General features: G+C 34.6%; 14 protein-coding genes. 11 read left to right on the top strand and 3 right to left on the bottom strand.

The features are described from left to right. The first annotated feature begins 135 nt into the window (after positions 1 to 135). From IC221_RS06985 to IC221_RS06950, 8 genes are all read left to right on the top strand, one after another. Positions 136 to 3,276 carry an ATP-binding cassette domain-containing protein gene (locus tag IC221_RS06985; RefSeq protein ID WP_188168271.1) on the top strand — a complete coding sequence of 1,047 codons (3,141 nt, stop codon included), beginning with the start codon at positions 136 to 138 and terminating at the stop codon, positions 3,274 to 3,276. A 62-nt stretch (positions 3,277 to 3,338) separates the two neighbouring features. Continuing rightward, on the top strand, positions 3,339 to 4,241 hold the full coding sequence (locus IC221_RS06980) for a hypothetical protein (protein ID WP_044202793.1): 903 nt from the start codon (positions 3,339 to 3,341) through the stop codon (positions 4,239 to 4,241). A 34-nt stretch (positions 4,242 to 4,275) separates the two neighbouring features. Beyond that, positions 4,276 to 4,704 carry a hypothetical protein gene (locus IC221_RS06975; protein ID WP_044202794.1) on the top strand — a complete coding sequence of 143 codons (429 nt, stop codon included), beginning with the start codon at positions 4,276 to 4,278 and terminating at the stop codon, positions 4,702 to 4,704. 161 nt (positions 4,705 to 4,865) lie between these two features. Then, positions 4,866 to 5,939, top strand: coding sequence for a prephenate dehydratase (pheA, locus tag IC221_RS06970; RefSeq protein WP_044202796.1), 1,074 nt, complete (start codon positions 4,866 to 4,868; stop codon positions 5,937 to 5,939). Between the two features lie 66 nt (positions 5,940 to 6,005). Then, positions 6,006 to 7,226, top strand: coding sequence for a hypothetical protein (locus IC221_RS06965; protein ID WP_188168270.1), 1,221 nt, complete (start codon positions 6,006 to 6,008; stop codon positions 7,224 to 7,226). A 144-nt stretch (positions 7,227 to 7,370) separates the two neighbouring features. Next, complete coding sequence (locus IC221_RS06960) at positions 7,371 to 9,530, top strand: PD40 domain-containing protein (RefSeq protein WP_188168269.1); 2,160 nt, start codon at positions 7,371 to 7,373, stop codon at positions 9,528 to 9,530. A gap of 3 nt (positions 9,531 to 9,533) precedes the next feature. Continuing rightward, on the top strand, positions 9,534 to 10,106 hold the full coding sequence (locus IC221_RS06955; RefSeq protein ID WP_188168268.1) for a YfiR family protein: 573 nt from the start codon (positions 9,534 to 9,536) through the stop codon (positions 10,104 to 10,106). Positions 10,107 to 10,152: 46 nt separating this feature from the next. Beyond that, complete coding sequence (locus IC221_RS06950) at positions 10,153 to 12,081, top strand: response regulator (protein ID WP_188168267.1); 1,929 nt, start codon at positions 10,153 to 10,155, stop codon at positions 12,079 to 12,081. 33 nt (positions 12,082 to 12,114) lie between these two features. On the opposite strand, the gene aroQ is transcribed toward IC221_RS06950, so the two are convergent. Beyond that, positions 12,115 to 12,534, bottom strand: a complete 420-nt coding sequence (gene aroQ / locus IC221_RS06945) for a type II 3-dehydroquinate dehydratase (RefSeq protein ID WP_044202803.1) — start codon at positions 12,532 to 12,534, stop codon at positions 12,115 to 12,117. Positions 12,535 to 12,627: 93 nt separating this feature from the next. On the opposite strand from aroQ, the gene IC221_RS06940 reads away from it, so the two are divergent. Then, on the top strand, positions 12,628 to 14,172 hold the full coding sequence (locus IC221_RS06940) for a hydroxymethylglutaryl-CoA reductase (RefSeq protein WP_188168266.1): 1,545 nt from the start codon (positions 12,628 to 12,630) through the stop codon (positions 14,170 to 14,172). Positions 14,173 to 14,260: 88 nt separating this feature from the next. Here the strand turns inward: IC221_RS06940 and IC221_RS06935 are convergent, their stop codons facing one another. After that, on the bottom strand, positions 14,261 to 15,568 hold the full coding sequence (locus tag IC221_RS06935) for a hypothetical protein (RefSeq protein WP_188168265.1): 1,308 nt from the start codon (positions 15,566 to 15,568) through the stop codon (positions 14,261 to 14,263). A 405-nt stretch (positions 15,569 to 15,973) separates the two neighbouring features. On the opposite strand from IC221_RS06935, the gene IC221_RS06930 reads away from it, so the two are divergent. After that, positions 15,974 to 18,214 carry a hypothetical protein gene (locus IC221_RS06930; protein WP_188168264.1) on the top strand — a complete coding sequence of 747 codons (2,241 nt, stop codon included), beginning with the start codon at positions 15,974 to 15,976 and terminating at the stop codon, positions 18,212 to 18,214. A 92-nt stretch (positions 18,215 to 18,306) separates the two neighbouring features. Here the strand turns inward: IC221_RS06930 and gcvP are convergent, their stop codons facing one another. Then, positions 18,307 to 21,207, bottom strand: coding sequence for an aminomethyl-transferring glycine dehydrogenase (gene gcvP, locus IC221_RS06925; RefSeq protein WP_188168263.1), 2,901 nt, complete (start codon positions 21,205 to 21,207; stop codon positions 18,307 to 18,309). A gap of 138 nt (positions 21,208 to 21,345) precedes the next feature. On the opposite strand from gcvP, the gene IC221_RS06920 reads away from it, so the two are divergent. Beyond that, positions 21,346 to 22,869, top strand: coding sequence for a CotH kinase family protein (locus tag IC221_RS06920; RefSeq protein WP_188168262.1), 1,524 nt, complete (start codon positions 21,346 to 21,348; stop codon positions 22,867 to 22,869). Positions 22,870 to 22,970: the final 101 nt, after the last annotated feature.

Here is a 22,970-nt window from a genome sequence, read left to right as displayed (position 1 = left end):
TTTTATATTTATCTAATAAATAACGGTTTTTGATGCAATATTTAATAGCATTATTGCATTAATTAGATGTATACTCAATGGAGTGTATATTATTTTTTGTTTTGAATTGAATTTCCGAACTATTGTCGGCAATCTATGAGTGAAGAAATATTAAAGGCACTGACGCAACTTTTTGCTATCATCTCTACACAAGATGAAGGATTAACAGAAACGGAAAGGAATTTCGTCATCAACTTCTTGAACCAAGAACTTGAGAAACGTTCTGTTGAAGAATATATTGAGCTATATGATCAACTTATCAAAGATGAAGAAGATCGTATTGCAAAAAGAAAAGCAAAAGCTGCAAAAAAGAGAGCTGCAAGAGGCGAAAATGCTGACGACACAGTATCCGATGCTGTATCGGTGAGAAACTCGGTAAGAACACTTTCTCTTTGTAGAAAAATCAATAAGACACTTGACCAAAAGCAGAAAATCATCGTAATGGTGAAGCTATTGGAACTTGTGGCCTCAGATAAATCATTTACCCCACAAAGAATGGATATTATACACACGGTAGCTGATGTATTTAATATCCCTTCTCCAGAGTACAAGTTATTAGAACGTTTTGTCATTGAATCCCACTCTTCAAAAATTGATAATGAAGATATTCTTATTTTCGATGACGAAATGCCTCCTGAAGGAAGTAAAATCAAATTTATTGATTCTGGACTTTTAGATGGTGAAATCATTTTCATCAGACTAAAGAGTGTTGCTTTATACTTCACAAAATATACAGGTAAAGACACTATTTACTTAAATGGTCAGCCTGTAGCAGCAAATACGGTTCATTTATTTTCTCCTGGTAGTATTTTCAAGACACCTAAAGGAGCTCCGCTATACTACAGTGATTTAGTAAACAAATACAACTCAGATGAAATTGGTGGCAATATCTCTTTCATTGTTGAGAATTTAGAATATAAATTCCCTAATGGACAAGTTGGTCTTCGCGATATTAACTTTGGTGAAAACACCGGTCAACTTGTTGGGATTATGGGAGCCTCTGGTGCAGGTAAAACAACCCTTCTTAACGTACTTGCTGGATTGGAAACTCCGTCCAATGGTGAAGTGAGAATTAACGGGTACAACCTCCACAAAGAAAAAGATAAAATTGAGGGTGTCATTGGTTACATTGCTCAAGATGACCTTCTTATTGAAGAATTAACAGTATTCCAAAACCTTTACTACAATGCAAAGCTTTGTTTCAAAGACATGAACGAAGCGGAGTTAACAGATAAGGTAAACGAAGTTCTTCTTAGTTTAGGTTTAGATAGAATTGCACACTTAGTAGTAGGTAATGTTCTAAACAAAAAGATTTCAGGTGGTCAGCGTAAACGTCTAAATATTGCTTTAGAACTTATTCGTGAACCAGCAGTGATGTTTGTGGATGAACCTACTTCAGGTTTATCTTCTAGAGATTCTGAAAATGTTATTGACCTTTTAAAGGAATTATCATTAAAAGGTAAATTGATATTTGTGGTAATTCACCAACCTTCATCAGATATCTATAAGATGTTTGATAAGATGTGGTTATTAGACACAGGTGGATATCCGGTATTTTATGGTAATCCAATTGAGGCCATAACACACTTTAAGAGTGCTGCAGGACAAGTGGATAGTGACCAAGGACAATGTAACACTTGTGGTAATGTGAACCCTGAACAGCTCTTCAACATCATTGAAGCTCAAGTTGTGGATGAATATGGTGAATTCACTAACAAAAGGAAGGCTACTCCTCAGGATTGGTATAAAGTATATTCAGAAACTTTCCAAAAACAAGAAGTTGAAGAAGTACATGTTGATCCACCAAAGACCTTAAGAATTCCTTCCAAGATAAAACAAACTGTTATTTTTACGATCCGTGATTTCTTAGCGAAATTCAGTAATAAACAGTATTTATTGATCAACTTATTAGAGGCTCCTTTCTTAGCTATTTTACTTTCTTGGGTTATTTATTACATCAAAGATAATGACTCGGATTATGTATTCAGGCATAATGAAAACGTTCCTGCTTATATCCTAATTGCTATTTTGGTAGCATTATTTATGGGTATGACAGTAAGTGCTGAAGAGATTATTAAAGACAGAAAGATTAAGAAAAGGGAGTCCTTCCTAAACCTCAGTCGATCTAGTTATCTATTCTCTAAGTTGATCATATTATTTGGGTTCTCCGCTGTACAAACATTTACCTTTGTACTTATAGGTAACACCTTATTGGAGATTCCAGATTTGACATATCAGTATTGGCTAATTCTATTTACTGTTTCTTGTCATGCCAACTTGATCGGTTTGAACATTTCTTCTGCATTTAATTCAGCAATTACGGTATATATATTAATTCCAATTCTGCTGATTCCTCAAATGATTTTGAGTGGTTTGATATTTGATTTTAGTAAATTAAATAATACCATTAGTGAACATGGTAAGACACCTCTAATTGCTGATATTATGGCTTCTAGATGGGCTTATGAAGGTTTATCTGTTGAGCAATTTAAAAATAACAGATATGAGAGACCATTCTTTGAAGTAGATATGCAATTAAGTCAAAGTAACTACAAGAGTGCATATTGGGAACCAAGAATGGAAGAAATCCTTTATAATGCTCAATTAAATAGTAAGAATACAAATGATAGTACTGCTAAGATATTAGCCGATGACATTCTTACATTAACCAATGAAATTAATTCTGATTTATTCTTCACGACAAGTAAGGAGAAAAAAGCAACTGTAATGTCTTTCATGGAAGATGGAAAAATCACTTCTAGTGAAGGCAATCAGTTCAGAAAAATTCTTTATGAATCGTCTATTTTCTATAATGATTTCTTGATCAAAGCAGAAGAACAAAGAGATGCTAAGATCTATGAAATGAAGAAAGAAATGGGTGAAGAATTCAATTTATCGGAATCAAAAGATAAATATTACAATGATCAACTAGAAACTTTCGTGAAAAACAAAACTGTTCTTAATAGAACTGTTGTTGATCATAATAGAATTGTGCAACTTATAGATCCAATTTTCTTTATTAAAGAGAATACTGCTGGAGTTTTGGATTATAGAACTCACCTTTTTGCCCCTGCAAAGAAATTTTTTGGCACATATATTGACACATTTACATTTAATGTACTGTGGATTTGGATGATGTCTATTCTTTTGTACTTCACTCTTTATTTTGAATTATTAAAGAAACTGATTGAAGGGGTTGAAGTAATTTTTACAAAGATTGTCTCTAAAGAAGCATAAACACAACTGTTAATTATCCTCTTATATTTTGGATAGCAACTATCTTAGAAAACCAGAATAAGATGAAAACCAAATATCTTAATACATTAGCCGCATCGGTACTCTTAGCTTCCTCGTTCGCTCAAGCTGGAGAATTACCTAGTGAAAAGGTAAAAAATACAAACATCGGGGTATACCCTTCTCACATTGAACAAGAGATATTACCAGTAGGTGAGGTTTTAGAATCTATCCCTTCTCCTCTTGAAATTTCAGTTCTAATTAAAGAGAATGGAACAGTTTACAATAAAAGCGATTTAAATACGCCAGACGCTGTTTCAAGATATAACACTACTTTTCAAAAAGCATTAAACCTAGGAATTTACGGTACTGACCTTGGCTTTGCGAACATTTATGGAAAAAATCAGGATGCAATTAGCTTCTTAAACTCAGTAAAAGATCTTGCTGACGGGTTAGGAATTGGAGCATTTTTTGACTACGAAACAATTAAAGAGTTAGCAGAAAGTTCAAATAGATTAGATGAACTTATCCAAACTACTACTTTAAACTTTGAAAAAATTAATAACAACCTTGCTGAAAGAAAAAGAGAGAATGTTAGTGCTCTGATTTTAACAGGTGGTTGGATTGAGGCAGTTTACCTTACTGCAATGGTAAATGCACGTGAACCAAATGATCTTTTAAAAGATAAGATTGGTGATCAAAAAATTGTTTTAGATCAATTACTTCTAGTTTTAGATATATACAAATCAAGCCCAGGTTTTGAGGACTTGATTAATGACCTCACTGCTTTACAAGAGATTTATGATCAAATTGAAGTCGAGGTAATCGTAGGAGAACCTACTATGGAAGAAATTGATGGCGTACTTGTTGTTACAGATGGTACTAGAAGCGTAGTCCATGTAACTGACGGTGATATCCAAAAAATCACAAGTTTATTGAAATCTATCCGTAACAAGGTAATTAGATAATAAGATTACTTCTTAAGTGAAAAAATACAGAACAATGAAAAAGATATTCTTAGCATTCTCATTAATCTTCGCTCTTTTTGCATTCAATGAAGCTTCAGCGCAATGTAACGCAGAACTTTATGTAACAAAAAGTATGAAGGAATTAAACCCAGGTTTCCAATTCTCAAAAAGTTACAGAATTGATGGTAGAAATGGTACTAGACGTAAAATTGAGTATACTTGTGTATTAGCAAAAGACACAAGCTACCAAATTACTATCTCAGGTAAAGATGGTGGTGCTCAAGGTTTAATCAGTACATTATACAATGCCAAAAGACGTAGAATCATTTCTAGTTTTTACAATAACCGTTTCTTAGGTACTTGGACTTACAAATGTACTTCAACAGGAATCTATTATTTAAGTTTTACTTTCAAAGATTCTAAGAGTTATTGCGGTGCTGCAGTACTTGGATTTAAGAGATAAAACATAAAAAAATACAATCAGGGCAGAAGACATTGACTTCTGCCCTTTTTTTTGCTTTTTTTTTATAGTTTTGTAGGATGTAACTATTATGAAGTGAGTGAGTAATTGTAATTTATCACCACTTTAATTCATATTTTATTTTCACTAAAGGTGCGGTTAAGATGGACTTACTGTCGTTAAGAAATCAAATAGATGCTATAGACAATCAAATTCTTCGTTTGTTAAACGAAAGAATGAATGTCGTAAAACAAGTCGGAGAGTTAAAAAAACACGAAAAAACGGCTATTTATAGACCTGAAAGAGAAAAATCAATCATTGATCGATTACACTCTATCTCAAAAGCAGACGAAGGCACATTAAATCATGCCGCTATTGAAGCTATCTTTTTAGAAGTTTTTGCAGTAAGTAGAAATATTGAACTACCAGAGAAAGTAGCATTTTTAGGACCTGAAGGAAGTTATACACACCAAGCTGCAGAAAGCAGATTTGGAGCAATGAGTGAATACATTTCCTTGAAAACTATAAAATCTGTTTTTGATAATGTCGAAACAGGAAGGGTACGTTTCGGTGTAGTTCCAATTGAAAACAATCAAGAAGGAACTGTAGCTGAAACAATCGATCAACTTTGCTATCGTAATGTGAAGATCGTAGCCGAATTGCCGTTATCTGTAAATTTCACTTTGGCATCAAAAACAGATGATTTATCTAAGATTAAGAAAATATATTCTAAAGATATTGCGTTTAGACAGTGTAGACAGTTTATTGAAGATTATTTCGATGAGGACATTCGTCTCATTCAAGTAGCTTCAACTTCTAAAGCTGCCAAACTTGCATTAGAAGAAGAAGGTGCAGCTGCTATCTGTTCACAAATTGCAGCAAAACTTTATAAACTACCTATCATTTACAACAACATAGAAGACAGTCAAGACAACACTACTAGATTCTTGATTCTTGCGAAAGACCTTGTAAATCAAAAATCTGGAAAGGACAAAACATCTATTCTTGCAAAAATTGGCAATCACCCTGGAGATTTGGCAAACTTCTTGGAAGAATTTAGACAGCGTGATATTAACCTTACTAAAATTGAAAGTAGACCTGCCAAAGAAAAAGATAATTTCAAATATTGGTTCTTGATTGATTTTGATGGTCACTATGAAGAAAGTAAAATTCAGGAAGTTATAAGAGTATACCCTGACACCATTACCTTCTTAGGAAGTTACGTAAAAATGGTTTAATAGAATAAAACTTAATTTTGGTCGTTGTAAAGATGAGATGTCTTCAAAAGACCTAAATAATCTAGAATGAAAAGAAACTTTTTTATACTACTACTTATTGGTTTATTAACCTCTAGTTTTGGATTCTCAACTACCCCACCTTCCAAAATTCTATCGAGTTTTAACAAGGTGCTTGGTGGCGGAAAGTATGATATTGGAAGAGCAATTGTGAAAGCTCATGACAGTGGATATGTTATCGCTGGACGTTCAATTGGAACAAGTGGTAATATGGACATGAGTTTGTGGAAAGTGGATGATGGAGGAAATGTCATATGGAATTTCAAATTTGGAGATACCGAAACAGAAGAAGTATATGATATCATCCAAACTAAAGATGGCGGTTACATTACAGTAGGAAGCTCAGATTCTTATGGATTTAGTGTAGACATCAAAGATACTTGGGTGGTGAAAGTTGATGCTAGAGGTAAATTGGTTTGGAGACATACTTATGGCGACCAAGTTTCAATTGAAGAAGGGACTTGTATCAAAGCCACTGAAGATGGTGGTTACATCATTGGTGGTAAGATTATCACTTTAGATAGTGAAGATCCTAGCGGCGATGCTTTCGTCTTAAAAATTGATGGAAACGGTACTGAAGAATGGAGAAAAACTTACGGTGGAGCTAAAAATGATGAGGCCGTCGATATCGCCATATCTGAAGGTGGTTATACAATCATTGGAAACACTGAATCTTCTGGAAAAGGAAAGTGGGACATTTGGATGTTTAACATCGGTTTAGATGGAACATTAAAATGGGAAAAAACGTATGGCGGTGGTGACACTGAAAAAGCGAATCAGTTTGTACAAACTCCTGATGGCGGCTTTGCCATAGTAGGTTACTCCTATACTTTTGCTGAAGCAAGTTTAGATTGCTGGGTCGTAAAAACGGATGCTAGCGGAGTACAACAATGGCATAAATCTTTCGGAGGCCTTAGCTATGACGAAGGTAATGGCATTACAGTTACTAGCGATGGTGGGTTTGCTGTCGTAGGTTATACTGAAGTATGGGTTCCAGATGAATACGGAGATAATACTAGTTTGGACGGTTTTAACACATTGCTTGTAAAACTGGACGCTAATGGTAATAAACTATGGGAAAAATCTATTGGGGGTGTAAAAGAACAAAGAGGTTATGCTGTTCTAGAAGCTGCCAATCAAGATCTAATCATAGTTGGGTCGAAGCAAACAAGTGACCAAAACAATTTTGGTATCTTATTGATAAGAACAAATCCAAATGGTTCTATTTAAACTATCGAACTTCTGAATTCAAGAAAGCACTATATAGTTTTTATTCTCCTTCTCATTTTATCACGTTCAGTAGTTGCACAAAATGTAAGTATTGAAAATGCTGATAAACTTTTTGAAGAAGGCCAATATTATGAAGCTTTGGCGATGTACGAGAAAATTGCCGTCAAAGACATCACTTCATGTTCTATTAAGTATAAAATAGGTATTTGTATTTATCAGTCTCCATTTTCAAAGGCTGGTGCTGAACCTTATTTTAAATACTTAATAGAACATTCGTGTTCTGATATTCCTGCTGAAAAGTACTATTATTATGCGAGGTTACTTCACTATAAAGAGAACTATATTGAAGCAATCAACTATTATAATGAATACTTAGAAGCTTATGAACAAGCTGTTGAACAATCCGTTTTTAAAGATGCAAGGTTAAGAATTGAGCAATGCGAAAACGCCATCAACCTTTCAAAAAAAGTAACAACAGGTAATACTACTTCATCACAAGTCATGGAGATTCCCATCAATACTTCTTATGATGAAAAATCTCCAATCATTTCCAAATTGGACAATTTCTTAATTTTCAGTTCGAAAAGACAAAGAGACAGTTTCAATTATGTGTACGGAGATCAGTACCGCTTTCTTCCCGAAAAACTACAAAGTAATGATGATGACATTTACCTTTCTTACCGAAAGGGAATTCAGTTTCATCACCCCTATCCTCAATTTAACGAAGACTTCAGAGATATTTACCCACTTTATATACAAGACGGGGCTTATATGCTTTTGTACATTGAATACCTTACCGACCCTGTTGGCAAAGGAAATATCTATGAAACAAAAGTAAAAAAGGGAAGATGGTTAAAGCCTAAAAAGCTGAATGATAAAATCAATTCAGAACATAATGAAAAAGGAGCCTTTTTAGCGAATAATGGTACTACAATCTATTTTTCTAGTGATAGACCTGGAGGGCAAGGAGGTTATGATCTTTATAAATCTATTAAAATTGGCAAGGATGATTGGTCTAAACCAATTAATCTAGGACCAACAATTAATAGTGAATATGACGAAATCTACCCATTTGTACATAACGATAATAAAACCCTTTATTATTCTACAAATGGTACACTTTCGATCGGTGATTTTGATTTAGTCACATCTGTAAAAGAAGGTGCTACTTGGTCAACTCCTCAAAACTTAGGAGTGACAATTAATTCTCCATATGACGAATTACAATTCTCTCAAATTCCTAGTAAAAGATATTCCTACTTTTCATCTAACAGACAAAATAAAGATGCAATAGGTGGATTTGACATCTATTCAATATTCAAGCCTGTCCACAAAATGAAAAGAGCCATTGTAACGGGAAATATTGAAGTAGAGAAAAATGGACAAAAAATCCCAATTAGCCTAACGGTAAAAGATCAAGATAATATTACTTATAAGAAATATGTTTATGACCCTGACCCTTCTACGGGTAAGTTTTTCATGATCCTTTTACCTGGAAAGAATTATACAATTACGGTTACTCATAATGAGTTAGAGTTATACAATATCAAAATTGATCTACCTAAGGATACTTATAGATATCAATTGATCAAGACTTTCAAAATGAAAGACATTGTGGTTCTGAATAAAACGGTTGGGTATGATATTATACCTGAAGAATCTCAATTTGAAGTTACCACTTTTGATCAGATAAAAGATAAGAAAGAAGACATCGCAGATGCTCGATATGACGCTCTCTTGATGTTAATGGATATGATTGTTGATCGTACAGACAAGGACGGTTTAGCCTCTTTAAATGCTTTGGATGACCCTGCCTTGGACCCCGTCATTTCTCAACAAGCAAAAGGTAGTCCTGACCCTTATTACACTCCTTTATTAGATCTGATTGAAAGAGCATTTAATGAAGCAAATCCAGATTTATTAACGTCCCTGGATAGTATGAGAGGTGATACAGGTGATAAAGTAGTGCGTCTTTCCAAAGAAAATAATAGCATATTAGATCAGAGGTATTATTTCGTAGAAAACGAATTTGACATCTCTAGAGAAGATCAGAAAACACTAAACGACATCGCTTCATTTATAAAACCAAGGAGTGACTTAAGGCTGGAAATCATTCATTTTTCTCAGGAAAATGAGAATCACGAAATCAAAGAAACTGACACTTTAACTCAGATGAGAATCAATTCCATCAACAATTACCTTGCTTCTAAAGGTGTGGAACAATGGAAAGTTAAAGTTGTTGAAAAACCTAAAATGAGCTCAGATGACACCGGTTGTCTGAAATTATCTATAATAATAAAATAAGTTTTGAAAAAATCTTTTCTGAACATATCACCACTTCAACTAGTACCTGTTATTGCAGTACTCTTCATTCTTGTTTTCCAACAAGAAAGTAGAGCTCAATTCGATGAATATGAAAGAAAGGCTGGTATCATCAATACTTTTGCTAAATATGTCAATTGGCCTTCCAAAGCATTTATGGAAGGTGATAAGCTTGTGCTTGGTATATTAGGAGACGATCCTTTTGGTGATGTGATTGACAATATGTTTAGAAACAGATATGTCAACGGACGAGCTTGGGAAATAAGAAGAGCGAAAACAATTAGAGAGCTAAAGGGGTCTCACATTGTTTTTATGGCTCAAGGGTTTAAGGAAGAAGAAGTGAAGACATTTCTTCAAGAAATTTATAGTAGAAACAACTCTTTTGTATTGACAATAGGAGACAATATCCCTAACTTTTGTAAAAATGGGGGTATCATCAATTTAACTCCTAATGGGCTATATACTCTAAACATTGTTTCCGCCAATAAGGCACAATTAACCATTGATGTGAAGCTCCTAAATCTCGCAAGTGACATCATCCCTTATGACCCAAATTAAAAAAATATTATCCCAATCTTTGAGGTATAAACTGATAGGTATTATCATGTTTGTAAGTTTAATCGCTTCCTCATTTTCTACGATTCTTTTTTGTGCTTACGATTTTCAGCAGTATAAAGAAAACTTCATTAAAGAGACCAAACAGTTAGCCAAACTAATTGGTGATAACAACGACGCCTCTGTAGAGCTACAGCAGTTCACTCCCGCGCAACGAAATTTAAATGAGCTCCTCAATAATAATACACAAATTGTAACAGGAGTTATCTTTGACAAAGAACAAAGGTTATTTGCAATCTATAGCAAAACCGCACTCTTACAAGCTAAGGATAAAAATATTGAGCTGTATGATAAAGTTATTTTAGATAAGGATTGGCAAATTTCTCATGCTGAATTTATCCCTAGTTTCTCTCAAAACAATACCACTTTTGCTCTTTTAGAGAACTATTTAGATATCTATGTTAGTACTTTTGATGAAAACGGAAGGATAAATACCGTTTATCTCAGATCTGATTTGACTTCAATTAGAGAACGTATTACAACATACTTTTTTATGTTTTTCTTGATTGTTGGATCAGTTTTAATTTTCGTATCAACACTCTCAGTTCCGCTACAAAGAAGTATATCAAAACCAATCCTCGAACTGGAGCGAATAGCGAATATTATCTCTAAAAAGAAAGATTATTCTATTAGAATTAAAGACCGTAGAGATGATGAAATTGGATTATTGATTGATGCTTTTAATGGTATGCTTTCAAAGATTGAATTACAAAATGAATCCTTAATTCATGCAAAAGAGGTCGCTGAAAGTTCCGCAAAAGCAAAGCAAGAATTTCTAGCCAATATGTCTCATGAAATCAGAACTCCGATTAATGGAGTGATGGGAATGACAGATTTATTGCAGGATACAAAACTCAATGAGGAACAAAAACACTTACTTAAAGTATTAAAAAGTTCGGCCTCTCACCTCTTGGTCGTCATCAATGATATATTAGATATTTCTAAAATTGAGTCTGGTAAACTATCATTTGAGGAACAAGTTATTGACGTCAAAGAAGTCACATCTTCTATTATTGACGCTTTTTCTATTCAAACGAACCAAAAGGGATTAAATACAATTCTTGACATTTCTAAAAAAGTCCCAGAAAGAATAGTTGGAGATCCTGTTAGGTTGAAACAGGTTTTGATTAATCTTTACTCAAATGCGGTTAAATTTACTTTTGATGGAAGTATCATTATTTCAGTACGAAATAAGTTTGAAAACGATAAAAAAGTAACACTACAATTTTCTGTAAAAGATACAGGTATTGGTATTGAGAAAGATAAAATAGATCACATTTTTAATAGTTTCACTCAAGCTTCAAATGAAACAACTCGTAAGTTTGGTGGAACAGGTTTAGGACTTAGCATTTCAAAACAACTGGTAGAACTTCAAGGAGGTCAAATGTATATAGAAAGTACGGTAGACTTAGGAAGTACTTTCTACTTTGAAATTACCTTCAAGAAATATATAGCAACGACTAAGGCGGTTTCTAACGCCTCTTCTCTGCAAAAAAACACCGCAGAAGTACAAGATAAACCATCAAGTAAGAAAATATTACTTGTGGAAGACAATGAAGTAAATCAAATGCTTGTACTTCGCCTTTTGAAAAAGTGGGGCTACGTTTCGGATTTAGCTGAAAATGGAAAAATTGCCCTAGAAAAATTGAGTGAGACAGATTACGATCTCATTTTAATGGATGTTCATATGCCTGAAATGGATGGATATTCTGCCACAAAAGAAATCAGAAGTTCTTTCCCTGCATCCAAAAGAGATGTTCCAATTATCGCTATGACTGCATCCGCATTAAAAGGAGAATTTGAAAGATGTAAAAAAGCAGGGATGAATGATTATATCTCAAAACCATTTAAAAAAGACAACCTACTTCAGAAAGTTCAAGATTATACAAATTCCAAAGAACCTCTTAAAAACGAATAAGAGAATAATCATTCATTTATTTTAGCTTATTTTCTATTTCTCAACAAAATATCTAGCGGCTAATTCATAGCCTTTTAAGCCTAACCCTGCAATTGTCCCTACACAATTTTTTGCCATGTAACTTTTATGTCTGAATGCTTCTCTAGCATGTACATTAGAGATATGCACCTCAATTACAGGCGTTTCTACTCCAGCAATCGCATCAGCTATTGCTACTGAAGTATGAGTGTAAGCCCCTGCATTTAAGACGATTCCATCATAACTGAACCCTACTTCATGAATGATATCGACCAACGTTCCTTCATGATTACTCTGACGATATTCCATTTCAACTTCAGGTAATGTAGCTTGAAGCTGCTCAAAATATTCTTCAAAACTTGTATTTCCGTAAATCGTTGGCTCTCTTTTACCTAGCAGGTTTAAATTGGGGCCATTTAAAATTAAAAGCTTCATTTTATATATATATTATTAAATTGCTTATACAATACGGTCTAATATCGTTTAATGATAAACTATATTATTACACACTGCAAAACCAAATAAACTATGTTTATCCCAAGTATGCTGTTGAAGCAACTATACACACGTGGCAGCCTTAACAACACTGAACGTGGAATTGAGTTTTCGATCAAAAATAGACTCAAAGACGCTGAAATAAAAGAACTTCTCCATATTAAAATTGATGGACACGAAGTCAGTAATGAAAAAATTGTGCTACACACATCAAATGCACAAGATGTAAAAGCAACCAACATTAATTCTAAAAACCGATTTGATTTTCCTCTAAGGGCAGTGATTAAAATTGAGGTATTGGATCATCCTCCACTAGCGATAGAAAAACATGAAGTAGAGATTTCCGTGAAAGCATCCCCGTTTGGATCGCTTAAATTTTCAGTCACTGATGCTATCACACTGAAAAAAGACACTGAAATCAAGATCCCAAGAGATGAAATGGATGATTATGGAGACCCCATTATCAAAAAAAGACAAGAGTTTGTAGAAGAATTTACGGGTGCTAAAATCGATCACATTGGAAAGTATTCTATTGATCCTCATGAATTAGGTGGTAATATAGAGCACTTTACAGGTGTTGCTCAAATCCCGATGGGGTTTGCCGGGCCTATTAAAGTAAATGGTGAACACGCTATTGGAGAGTTCATGATACCAATGGCCACTACAGAAGGTACTCTTGTAGCCTCTTATAATAGAGGAATGAAAGTCGCTAATATGTGTGGAGGCATAAAGGTTTCCGTGGTGGACGATGCCATGCAACGTGCACCGGTTTTTGAATTTATTGATGCTAGAGGAGCAAGAGATTTTGTAGCATGGATTAAATTGAATTTTGATAAAATCAAAGCTGAGGCTGAAAGTACATCTTCTATTGCCGACTTGGTGTATATTGATCATTTCTTATCCAATAAGTTTGCCTTCTTACGTTTTAATTTCAAGACAGGTGATGCTGCTGGACAAAATATGGTGGGCAGAGCCACTTTTGCTGCTTGTAGTTGGATTTTGGATCAATATTCAGGAATTCAAAATTTCTTCTTAGAATCTAATTTCGCTACGGATAAGAAAGCTTCTCAGATTAATATTATGAGAACTCGTGGTAAAAGAGTAACGGCTGAGGTCACATTAAAGAAGGAGGTTTTACAACAATATATGAGAGTTGATCCAGAACAATTGGATCATCATTCTAGAATTGCCGCTATTGGCTCTTTCTTATCTGGTGTAAACAATACCGGTCTACACTCCCCCAATGGCATTACAGCAATGTTTATAGCCACTGGTCAAGATGTTGCCAATGTATCTGAATCTAGTGCAGGTATTATTTATACTGAACTTACCAATAAAGGCGATTTATACCTTTCAATTACTATTCCTTCTTTGATTATAGCCACATATGGTGGTGGAACAGGCATTGGTACTCAAAAGGAAAGCCTTCAACTGTTGGACTGCTATGGTAAAGGAAAAGCACATAAATTTGCTGAGATTGTAGCAGCGGTAGTGTTAGCGGGTGAAATTTCATTAGCGTCGGCCATTTCTTCATCAGATTGGGTGAGTTCACATGAACAGTACGGAAGAAACAGATAATAGAAAAACACAAATTTTGATTTGAATTATATACAGAAAACTCCCTACCTGATACTTTATCAAGTAGGGAGTTTTTTATGGAATAGATTTAGATATCTTCAGTGATAAAGAATAACTTTCCTTCGTAGTGAAAACTTACTGTTGCCTTCTCACCTACTTCTTCATGGTCTGTTGTGACTTTATGAATATTAAACTTTGCATCAATTACAAAAGTTCTATCCTCTCCTTCTTTGACAGTAAAACTTTCAACGGAAAGACCATCACCATGATCTTTTAAGTAAAGTGTAAACTCATCATTAATCATTGTCGTAAGACCAGCAAACTGCACTCCATAATCAGAAGCAGAAGTAGCTTCCTCCCATTCACCACCTGATGAATAATCACCGATTAACTTTTTGGGGTCATCTGCAGAAGTTGTAATCCCAACTGAAAGCATATTACCGATAAACTCATCTCCTTCATATTCATCTAATTTCTCTAAGACTTTTACATCTTCCATAAATACCAAGTCAAAAAATCTTCCTGAAGAATCGTTATCAAAAACTTCATTTTGTCTACCTGCAGCGCCTACAATTTTGAATAACTCTTCTCCATCAATACTTACACTTCCTTTACCGGCGATAAAGCTAGGTACATTGTATTCCTCGTCATCATCTTTCTTATATTCTCTTCCTACATGATCCATTAACTCTTCATAGTCAGCTCGAACAAGATTAATAGTATCCGTATAAGTCACTCCTTCCACATCAAAACTTAATGTAAGATCTATACTTTCTTCAGTAAGAGTCAAAAGATTTATCTGGAAGATATCATCTGAGATTTTTGCTTTAATTGTCTCTTCTGTATCATCAGTCCACTCCCAGATACCATTACCATCAGAACTAATAATAGCTCCATCTTTAGTAAAGAATACATAGAAGTCATCTGCTGCATCTTTCCATACATTTGCTAAAAAAGCGGTTCTTTCTGAAAATTCTTGTTTATCGACCTCAACCGACATATTTATTTTTTGCTCTGGATTATCTTCTTTGATTAATTCAATTTGAATCTCACCATCAATATTCAGCAATTTAACGGTTCCATAGCCTTCTAAATCAATAATTGTATCAGACTCAACTGTATATTCACCATAAAACAAGAGATCTTTTTCTTCCACTAAAGTTCTAGCATTGGATGCTGTTCCTTGTATTGTTGCTAAACCTTCACTTGTAAATGCCATACTCGATATTTCTCCACCTGTAGTAATATTCCAAGTTGCATCAAAGTGCTCATTTTGTGTTAAATCAACTGATCCATTATTAAATGTTTCTGGAGTAATTTCGTTTTCTTCTGTTGTACATGAAATGATAAAAATAGATGAAATAAAAATTAAAATTAGGTTTTTTAAATTTTTCATAGCGTATAGTTATTGGGGTTAATTTGTAGTATCTGTACGGCGTAGTTTGATTTTGTTTTCAAAATAAAGAAATATTCAAATCATGTTCTTAAAAAAATACAATTTCAATCAAAAAAAGCCCCTAAAACAGGTCAATTACATCAACTGGTGAATTACTCTACACTGATAAAAAACAGCAAGAAATCGATTTATCTTACTTTTAAGAAGTGCAGTAGGTTTAATACATTTTTTCAAGATTATCTCTTCTAAAAGGGTAAACAACGCTTCAGCTCTAAATAGTACGTGATACTATTATGTACAAAGAAATATAGATTTGTTCCTCGGTTTTATATTTCATAATATTGATAGGCACTGAAACAGTATGTGTTTACTCTATTTTTTAAATATTGATATTAAAAGCTAATTATGAACTTATTGAGCTATCTCCCTAAAATCACCAATACAATCCAATCAATGACTACTCCACTCAGCGATGTAGAGTTTGAAGTAGTCAATAATCAACTATTTGAAGCTCCATACAAGAAAAACCTACCTGTATTTGATGATAATTTATTTATTGATTTGAATACTAATAGTAGTTTTAGAATCAACGTTTTTAATAGTAGTGATGATTTTGAAGAAAATGAAAATGTTATTTTGACGAATGATCACCCTTATAAAAAACTCATCTCCAACCATGCCATAATTGAATACTTAATTGAAGGGCATTTAAAAGGAAATGCCAATGCTTCTGCCTCAAAATACTTCTCTTTGGAAGCTGAGGGCAAACAAGACATTACAATCAATTGGTGTAAAGTTCATCCAAATCATAAAAGTACTGTAGAGACTATTGCGAATGAGGTACATAGTTTGAAAGAAATTTTCACTGAATGCAAAAACAGTAACTTCTGGAATTCATTTGCAGAAAATGAAGGTGTAGGTTTCTCACTAAATGGTGAGTTTAAGGGAGCTTTATCCATTGATCTTGTTGAAGTTTTGTCTTCTATTTTAGCTCCTGTATTTGCACTAACAAGTTGTGGACAATCCAATGCATTTAATGTTGGAGCCTCTTCTACTATTGGGTTTTCATTCTCTAAAAAAGATGCTTTCAACTGTTTCATTCAAAAAACTGATGATGCGTTTCATATTACATTAAACAAGCAGAAGAAAAGTACAAAAGGAATTGGGCTGTCAGCTTCAGTAGGTATTTCACTTGCTCCCAAATCAATCGAAAAAATTGAATCAATCATTGACGACTATATTATAGATTACCTAGGGGATTCTATTGATAAGGTAAAAGAGAAAATACAAAATAATACCGAAAATATTTATGTACAGGCCATTCTTCAGAAAATTGATATTCCAGCATTAACACCCCTCGAGGAAGTTTTAGACTTCTTGGATGACTATGAGGAAAAGGTACAGAAAGCAAAACAAAAAGTGATGCTTCTTCTAAAAGCAAAGTTGGAATTAGGACTAGAATATTCTTACAGAAAGTCTGTGATGGAAAGCAGTATGCTAGATGCTTATGTTTCTAGTGATATTCTTTCTAAGCATATTTCTTCTTTATTAAAACTAGATATTTCTGATTTGATTCAGGAAAAAAGTATTAAAGTCAATCATTATATGTCGGGTAAAGGATTGGAAATTAGTCAATCTTTATCAGTGGGTATCAAACTAGGAAATTGGAGTGTTGGACGTAAGGTTTCTCATAATGAAACATTCATAGACCTTAAACATGGCAGAGATGTTATCGAGAGAGAAGTGGCTTATGGATTAGAGAAAAGCATCAGTGCTGATCTATCAGGAAATAGAAATGCTTCTTTTAATCTTGTATTGGATATTGAAACACCTACTCCAAAACAGGGTCTAACCTATGATGATTTAGATTATTCGCTGACACTTCAAAATACTTTTGAAGATGAAAGAGTACAGGACAAAGATCAAAAAGGGATTCAACGTTATTTATTCTCTTCTGTAATTTGGGGAATCATTGAAGAAGAAGAATATCAACTGATCATTGATGCTATTTGGAATGAGATCAACGCTTCTAGCTATTATAAGATAGAAACCATTTTCCATGTTCCTCCTGTTGTATTAAAAGATCTACTTCTAGTTTTAGGACAAAAGGTGACGATTGAAGACTTCTCAAAATCACTTGCTGTAGCAGTGCTTCCAACTAATAAAGTTGAAAAGAGTAATTATTCTGATAATCGAAAAGCATTTTATGGACCGATCTTATCCAAGATGGTACAAAAGCAATCCACTGATTCTCTACTGAATTCACCTTATTACAAAAAGGACAATAGAACGTGGAAAAACAAAGATCGTTTTATCAATAGAAATAAGCCTGACAGTTGCTTTGACAGATATGAAGCTACTCTCCTATCTTTCAAAATTCTTAATACTTATTTTGATCAGAATATTCCACTACCGGAAGAGTTAGTCAATTCACCTTTGGATATTGTCTTTGATCGAATGAAAGAAATTTTCACGAAGACCAGTTCTGGAAAGAGAAGAAACAATGGATATGAAGAAAGGTGGTTTGGGCATCTGCTCTATTCAACTGCTGAACAACACTTACCTGATAAAGCCGAGTTGATTGAAAGGTCAATGGTGATTAAATATGAGAAAGAAGGGAAAGAACATAGTATAATAATAGGTTAATCCCCATTTCTATAAAAGTAAAAATCCCTTCCAAACTTAACGTAGGAAGGGATTTTTGGTGTCTAAAAAGGTACTTAAATTATATTTTAAATTTAAGCTTCTGCTTCTTCGTAATCACTTACAGGAATACAAGCACAGATTAAGTTTCTATCTCCGAAAGCACTGTCAATACGACGTACTGTTGGCCAGAACTTGTTAGCTTGAACATAAGGAAGAGGATAAACCGCCTTCTCTCTTGAGTAAGGAAGTGTCCACTCTCCTGTAATGGTCATTGCCTGTGTATGAGGAGCGTTCTTTAATACGTTCTCAACTGCATCCGCTTTACCGTCGATCACTTCTTGGATCTCTTGACGGATAGCGATCATTGCATCACAGAATTGATCTAACTCTGCTTTGCTTTCTGATTCCGTAGGCTCGATCATCAATGTACCTGGTACTGGGAAAGAAACCGTTGGAGCATGGTAACCATAATCCATTAAACGTTTTGCGATGTCTTCCACTTCAATACCTGCTGGCTTGAACTGACGGCAATCTACGATCATCTCGTGAGCGTTACGTCCGTTGGCACCAACATACAATACTGGATAATGCTCTTTTAACCTTGACTGCATATAGTTTGCATTCAAGATCGCCACTTTTGTAGCATTTGTTAATCCCTCTGCACCCATCATACGGATGTAAGCATAAGAGATTGGTAAAATACTAGCAGAACCCCAAGGTGCTGCTGAAACCGCTGAAGCTGCATTTTCACCTACATTGTTGTCAATTACTGCGTGACCTGGCAAGTAAGGAGCAAGATCAGCTACCACACCAATTGGTCCAACACCTGGTCCACCACCACCGTGAGGGATACAGAATGTTTTGTGTAAGTTCAAGTGACAAACGTCTGCTCCAATATTAGCAGGAGAAGTTAACCCTACTTGAGCGTTCATATTGGCACCATCCATATACACACGACCACCATTGTCATGGATAATTTGACAGATTTCAATTACTGATTCTTCAAATACACCATGCGTTGAAGGATAAGTGATCATCAATGAAGAAAGGTTTGCAGAGTGTTGCTCTACTTTTGCCTTTAAATCTTCTACATCAATGTTACCTGCCTCATCACATTTCACGATCACTACTTTCATCCCTGCCATCACTGCTGATGCTGGGTTAGTACCGTGAGCTGATGAAGGAATGATAGCAATATTTCTATGACCTTCACCTTGTGCCTCGTGATAAGCACGGATTGTCAATAATCCTGCGTATTCACCATTTGCACCTGAGTTTGGTTGTAATGACATGGCATCAAAACCAGTAATCTCACATAACCAAGCTTCCAAGTCTTTGAAGATTTCTTGGTAACCTTGTGCTTGCTCTTTTGGAGCGAATGGGTGCAACTGACCAAATTCTGGCCATGTTACAGGAATCATTTCTGCCGTTGCGTTCAATTTCATAGTACATGATCCTAAAGAGATCATTGAGTGTACCAATGAAAGGTCCTTGTTCTCTAAACGCTTCAGGTAACGTAACATCTCGTGTTCAGCGTGGTATTGGCTGAATACTGGGTGTGTTAAGAACTCTGACTCACGTTGTAAAACTGAAGGAACTACAACTTCAATATCGTTCGCTAACGCCTGAACATCTACAGCAACATTTAAATCTAAAGCATCTTGGAAGATTGTAACAATATCCTCGATGTGAGAAACATCTGTTGACTGATTCATAGAAAGACCAATTGCTCCGTCTTCAAAATAACGGAAGTTAGCCATTCTTTCTTCAGCTAAAAGACGAATTGCTTTTGCTTGTAAAGGCGTTGTTTTAATCTTAATTGTATCGAAGTAGTCTTTGCTCTCTACTTCAAAACCTAATTGCTCTACTCCTTTTACTAAAAGGTTAGCCATACCATGCGTACGGTAAGCAATTGTTTTCAAACCTTCAGGACCGTGGTAAATTGCATAAGCAGCAGCCATTACACCTAATAGTACTTGTGCAGTACAGATGTTAGACGTTGCACGCTCACGTTTGATATGTTGCTCACGAGTCTGTAAAGCCATACGGTATGCTTCATTACCGTCCTTATCTTTAGAAATACCAATAATACGTCCTGGAATTTGACGTTTGTAAGCATCTCTTGTTGCTAAGAAACCAGCATGAGGTCCACCGTATCCCATAGGAACACCAAAACGTTGTGCAGAACCTACTACAGCATCTGCGTCCATTTTACCTGGCTCTTTTAGTAAAGTAAGGGCTAAAAGATCTGAAGCCATAGCCACTAAAACACCGTTTTCATGAGCAGCAGCAATAAAATCAGTATAGTCACTGATTGCACCGTTAGTATCTGGGTATTGAACCAATACACCAAATAAAGTAGGATCAGTAACATCTAATTCAGCTACATCACCAATAACTAACTCTACTCCAATTGGAGTACAACGTGTTTTTAGAAGATCTAAAGTTTGCGGGTGGCAAGTGTTTGCAGCAAAGAATTTGTTTGCTTGTTTTTTCTTCGCACCTTTTCTAGCGCCATGGAACATGTGAACTACTTCACCTGCAGCCGTAGCTTCATCCAATAAAGATGCGTTAGCTAATTCCATACCGGTTAGGTCAGTGACCATGGTTTGGAAGTTTAAAAGCATTTCTAAACGACCTTGTGCAATCTCAGCTTGGTAAGGAGTATAAGCAGTATACCAACCTGGATTTTCCATAATATTACGTAAGATTACTGGAGGAGTAATCGTATTATAATACCCCATACCAATATAAGAACGATAAACTTTGTTCTTCTGAGCAATTTCTTTGAACTGACGTAAGAATTGGTACTCAGTAAGTGGTTCAGGAAGGTTTAAAGCCTCTTTAAGGCGGATTTTTTCAGGGACAGTCTGTGAAATTAGTTCATCAATATCAGAAACCCCTAATGCTTTTAACATCTCTTCGATTTGAGTATGGTTGGGCGCATTATGCCTTGCCTCAAATCTCTCGAAGTTGTTTAAATCAATCTTCATCGACTATGGTTGTGTTGTGGTATTTAACAATGTGTATTGCAGGTTAAAAGAAGAAGTGGTAAATTAAGCCCGCTACTTCCCCGTAATAACACGGCAAATATAGTTAACTTTATTTACGAAATAAACTTACGGTTAATAATGAAAGAAATTTTAATGACATTAGGTCTTTTAATTTCATATTATATAACACTTGCACAAAGTGTAAACCCTTCTAATGGAATTTTGTTTCCTGAAGGGGAAGTTAGCCGTGTGGATTTACAAATGGACATCTGGGATCTTGAATTCTTATTAAGGTCTGGAAATGAAGAAAGTACTCAATTTAAAGACTGTACTTTCCGTTTTTCAAACTCACATTTCACCGATTCTTTACAAAATGTGGGAGTACGTTTAACGGGTACTACCTCTAGATATGCAGCAAAAAAGTCTTTTCAGATTGTTTTTGATCATCTTGAGCATAATAGGACCTTTCAGCATGTCGCTCAATTGAACCTCAAAGCTCAAAAAAATGACCCTACACTTTCAAGAGAAAAAGCAATCCTAAAACTTTTGAGAGATGAAGATATTCCGGCTGCACGTTCTAGTCATGTCGCACTATATATTAATGATGTATATTTTGGACTTTATCTTAATACAGAAGAAATAGAAAGCACCTTTTTACACTCAAGGTTTTGTTCCAAAAATGGCATCTTGGTAAAAGGGAATTACGGTGCAAATTTGATCAATGACCCTAATATTTATTGTAATAAAGAAATTTATCAAATTGAGAATGATGAAACCAAAGGAAGAAACCTCCTCTCTACATTTTTGGATAGTGTTAATATTTTAAGGGAAGATCAGTTCATCAATTATATAGAAACTCATTTCAACATAGATCTATTTATTAAAACTATTGCTATTGAACATTTAACGGGGCATTGGGACAACTATTCTTATAATAAAAATAATTTCTATCTCTATTGGGAAGAAGATCTGAAACGTTGGACTTATATCCCTTATAATTTGGATAACTCTTTTGGTATAGATTGGATTGGTTATGATTGGGCTTCCAAAGACTTGAATAATTGGTATCATACCATTGAGGCAAGGCCTTTGATTAGTAAAATTTTATGTATTCCAAAGTACAAAAATGAATACAATAAATATATTTCCTATTTGATTACTCATCGTTTTAACAACGAAAAACTCGATTCCTATTTTTCAACACAACATTGTTTATTGAAACCTTTCTTAAAGTTTGATATATTCTATAGTGCGAGTTATGGTTGGACAGTTGACGATTTTGACTGTGCCTTTAACCAAGCAATTGGTGGACATGTGGAATACGGCATTAAAGACTACATCAACACCAGAGTAGAATATGCCCAAAAACAAATTCAAGTGATCAATATTGAAGAAATCATTAGTAAGGCTAATATCAAAATATACCCAAGCCCCAACAGTCAACAAGTGATATTAAAATTTGATGAAATTCGTTTTAGAAGATGCTTGATTTCTTTGATGAACCTCAATGGAAAAACAATCAAAAGGTGGAGTAAAAAACCTAGTGAAATCATGGATATATCAACTCAAAATATTCACCATGGCACTTACATTTTATCTATTGAAGTAGAAAATGAACAGAAAAGTTGGGTAAAACTTCCCTCTAAAAAAGTTGTCATTTAGTAAAATGAAACAAAACCTTAATACTTTCTATAAGCATACTTATTTCATTTCACGTTAACTTCGTGCCTTTCCGAAAGAAGAAGCAAAATGATAGGTTTTAC

Source organism: Flammeovirga sp. EKP202, assembly GCF_014534745.1.
Classification (GTDB): domain Bacteria; phylum Bacteroidota; class Bacteroidia; order Cytophagales; family Flammeovirgaceae; genus Flammeovirga.
This window is presented reverse-complemented; position numbering and strand designations above follow the sequence as displayed.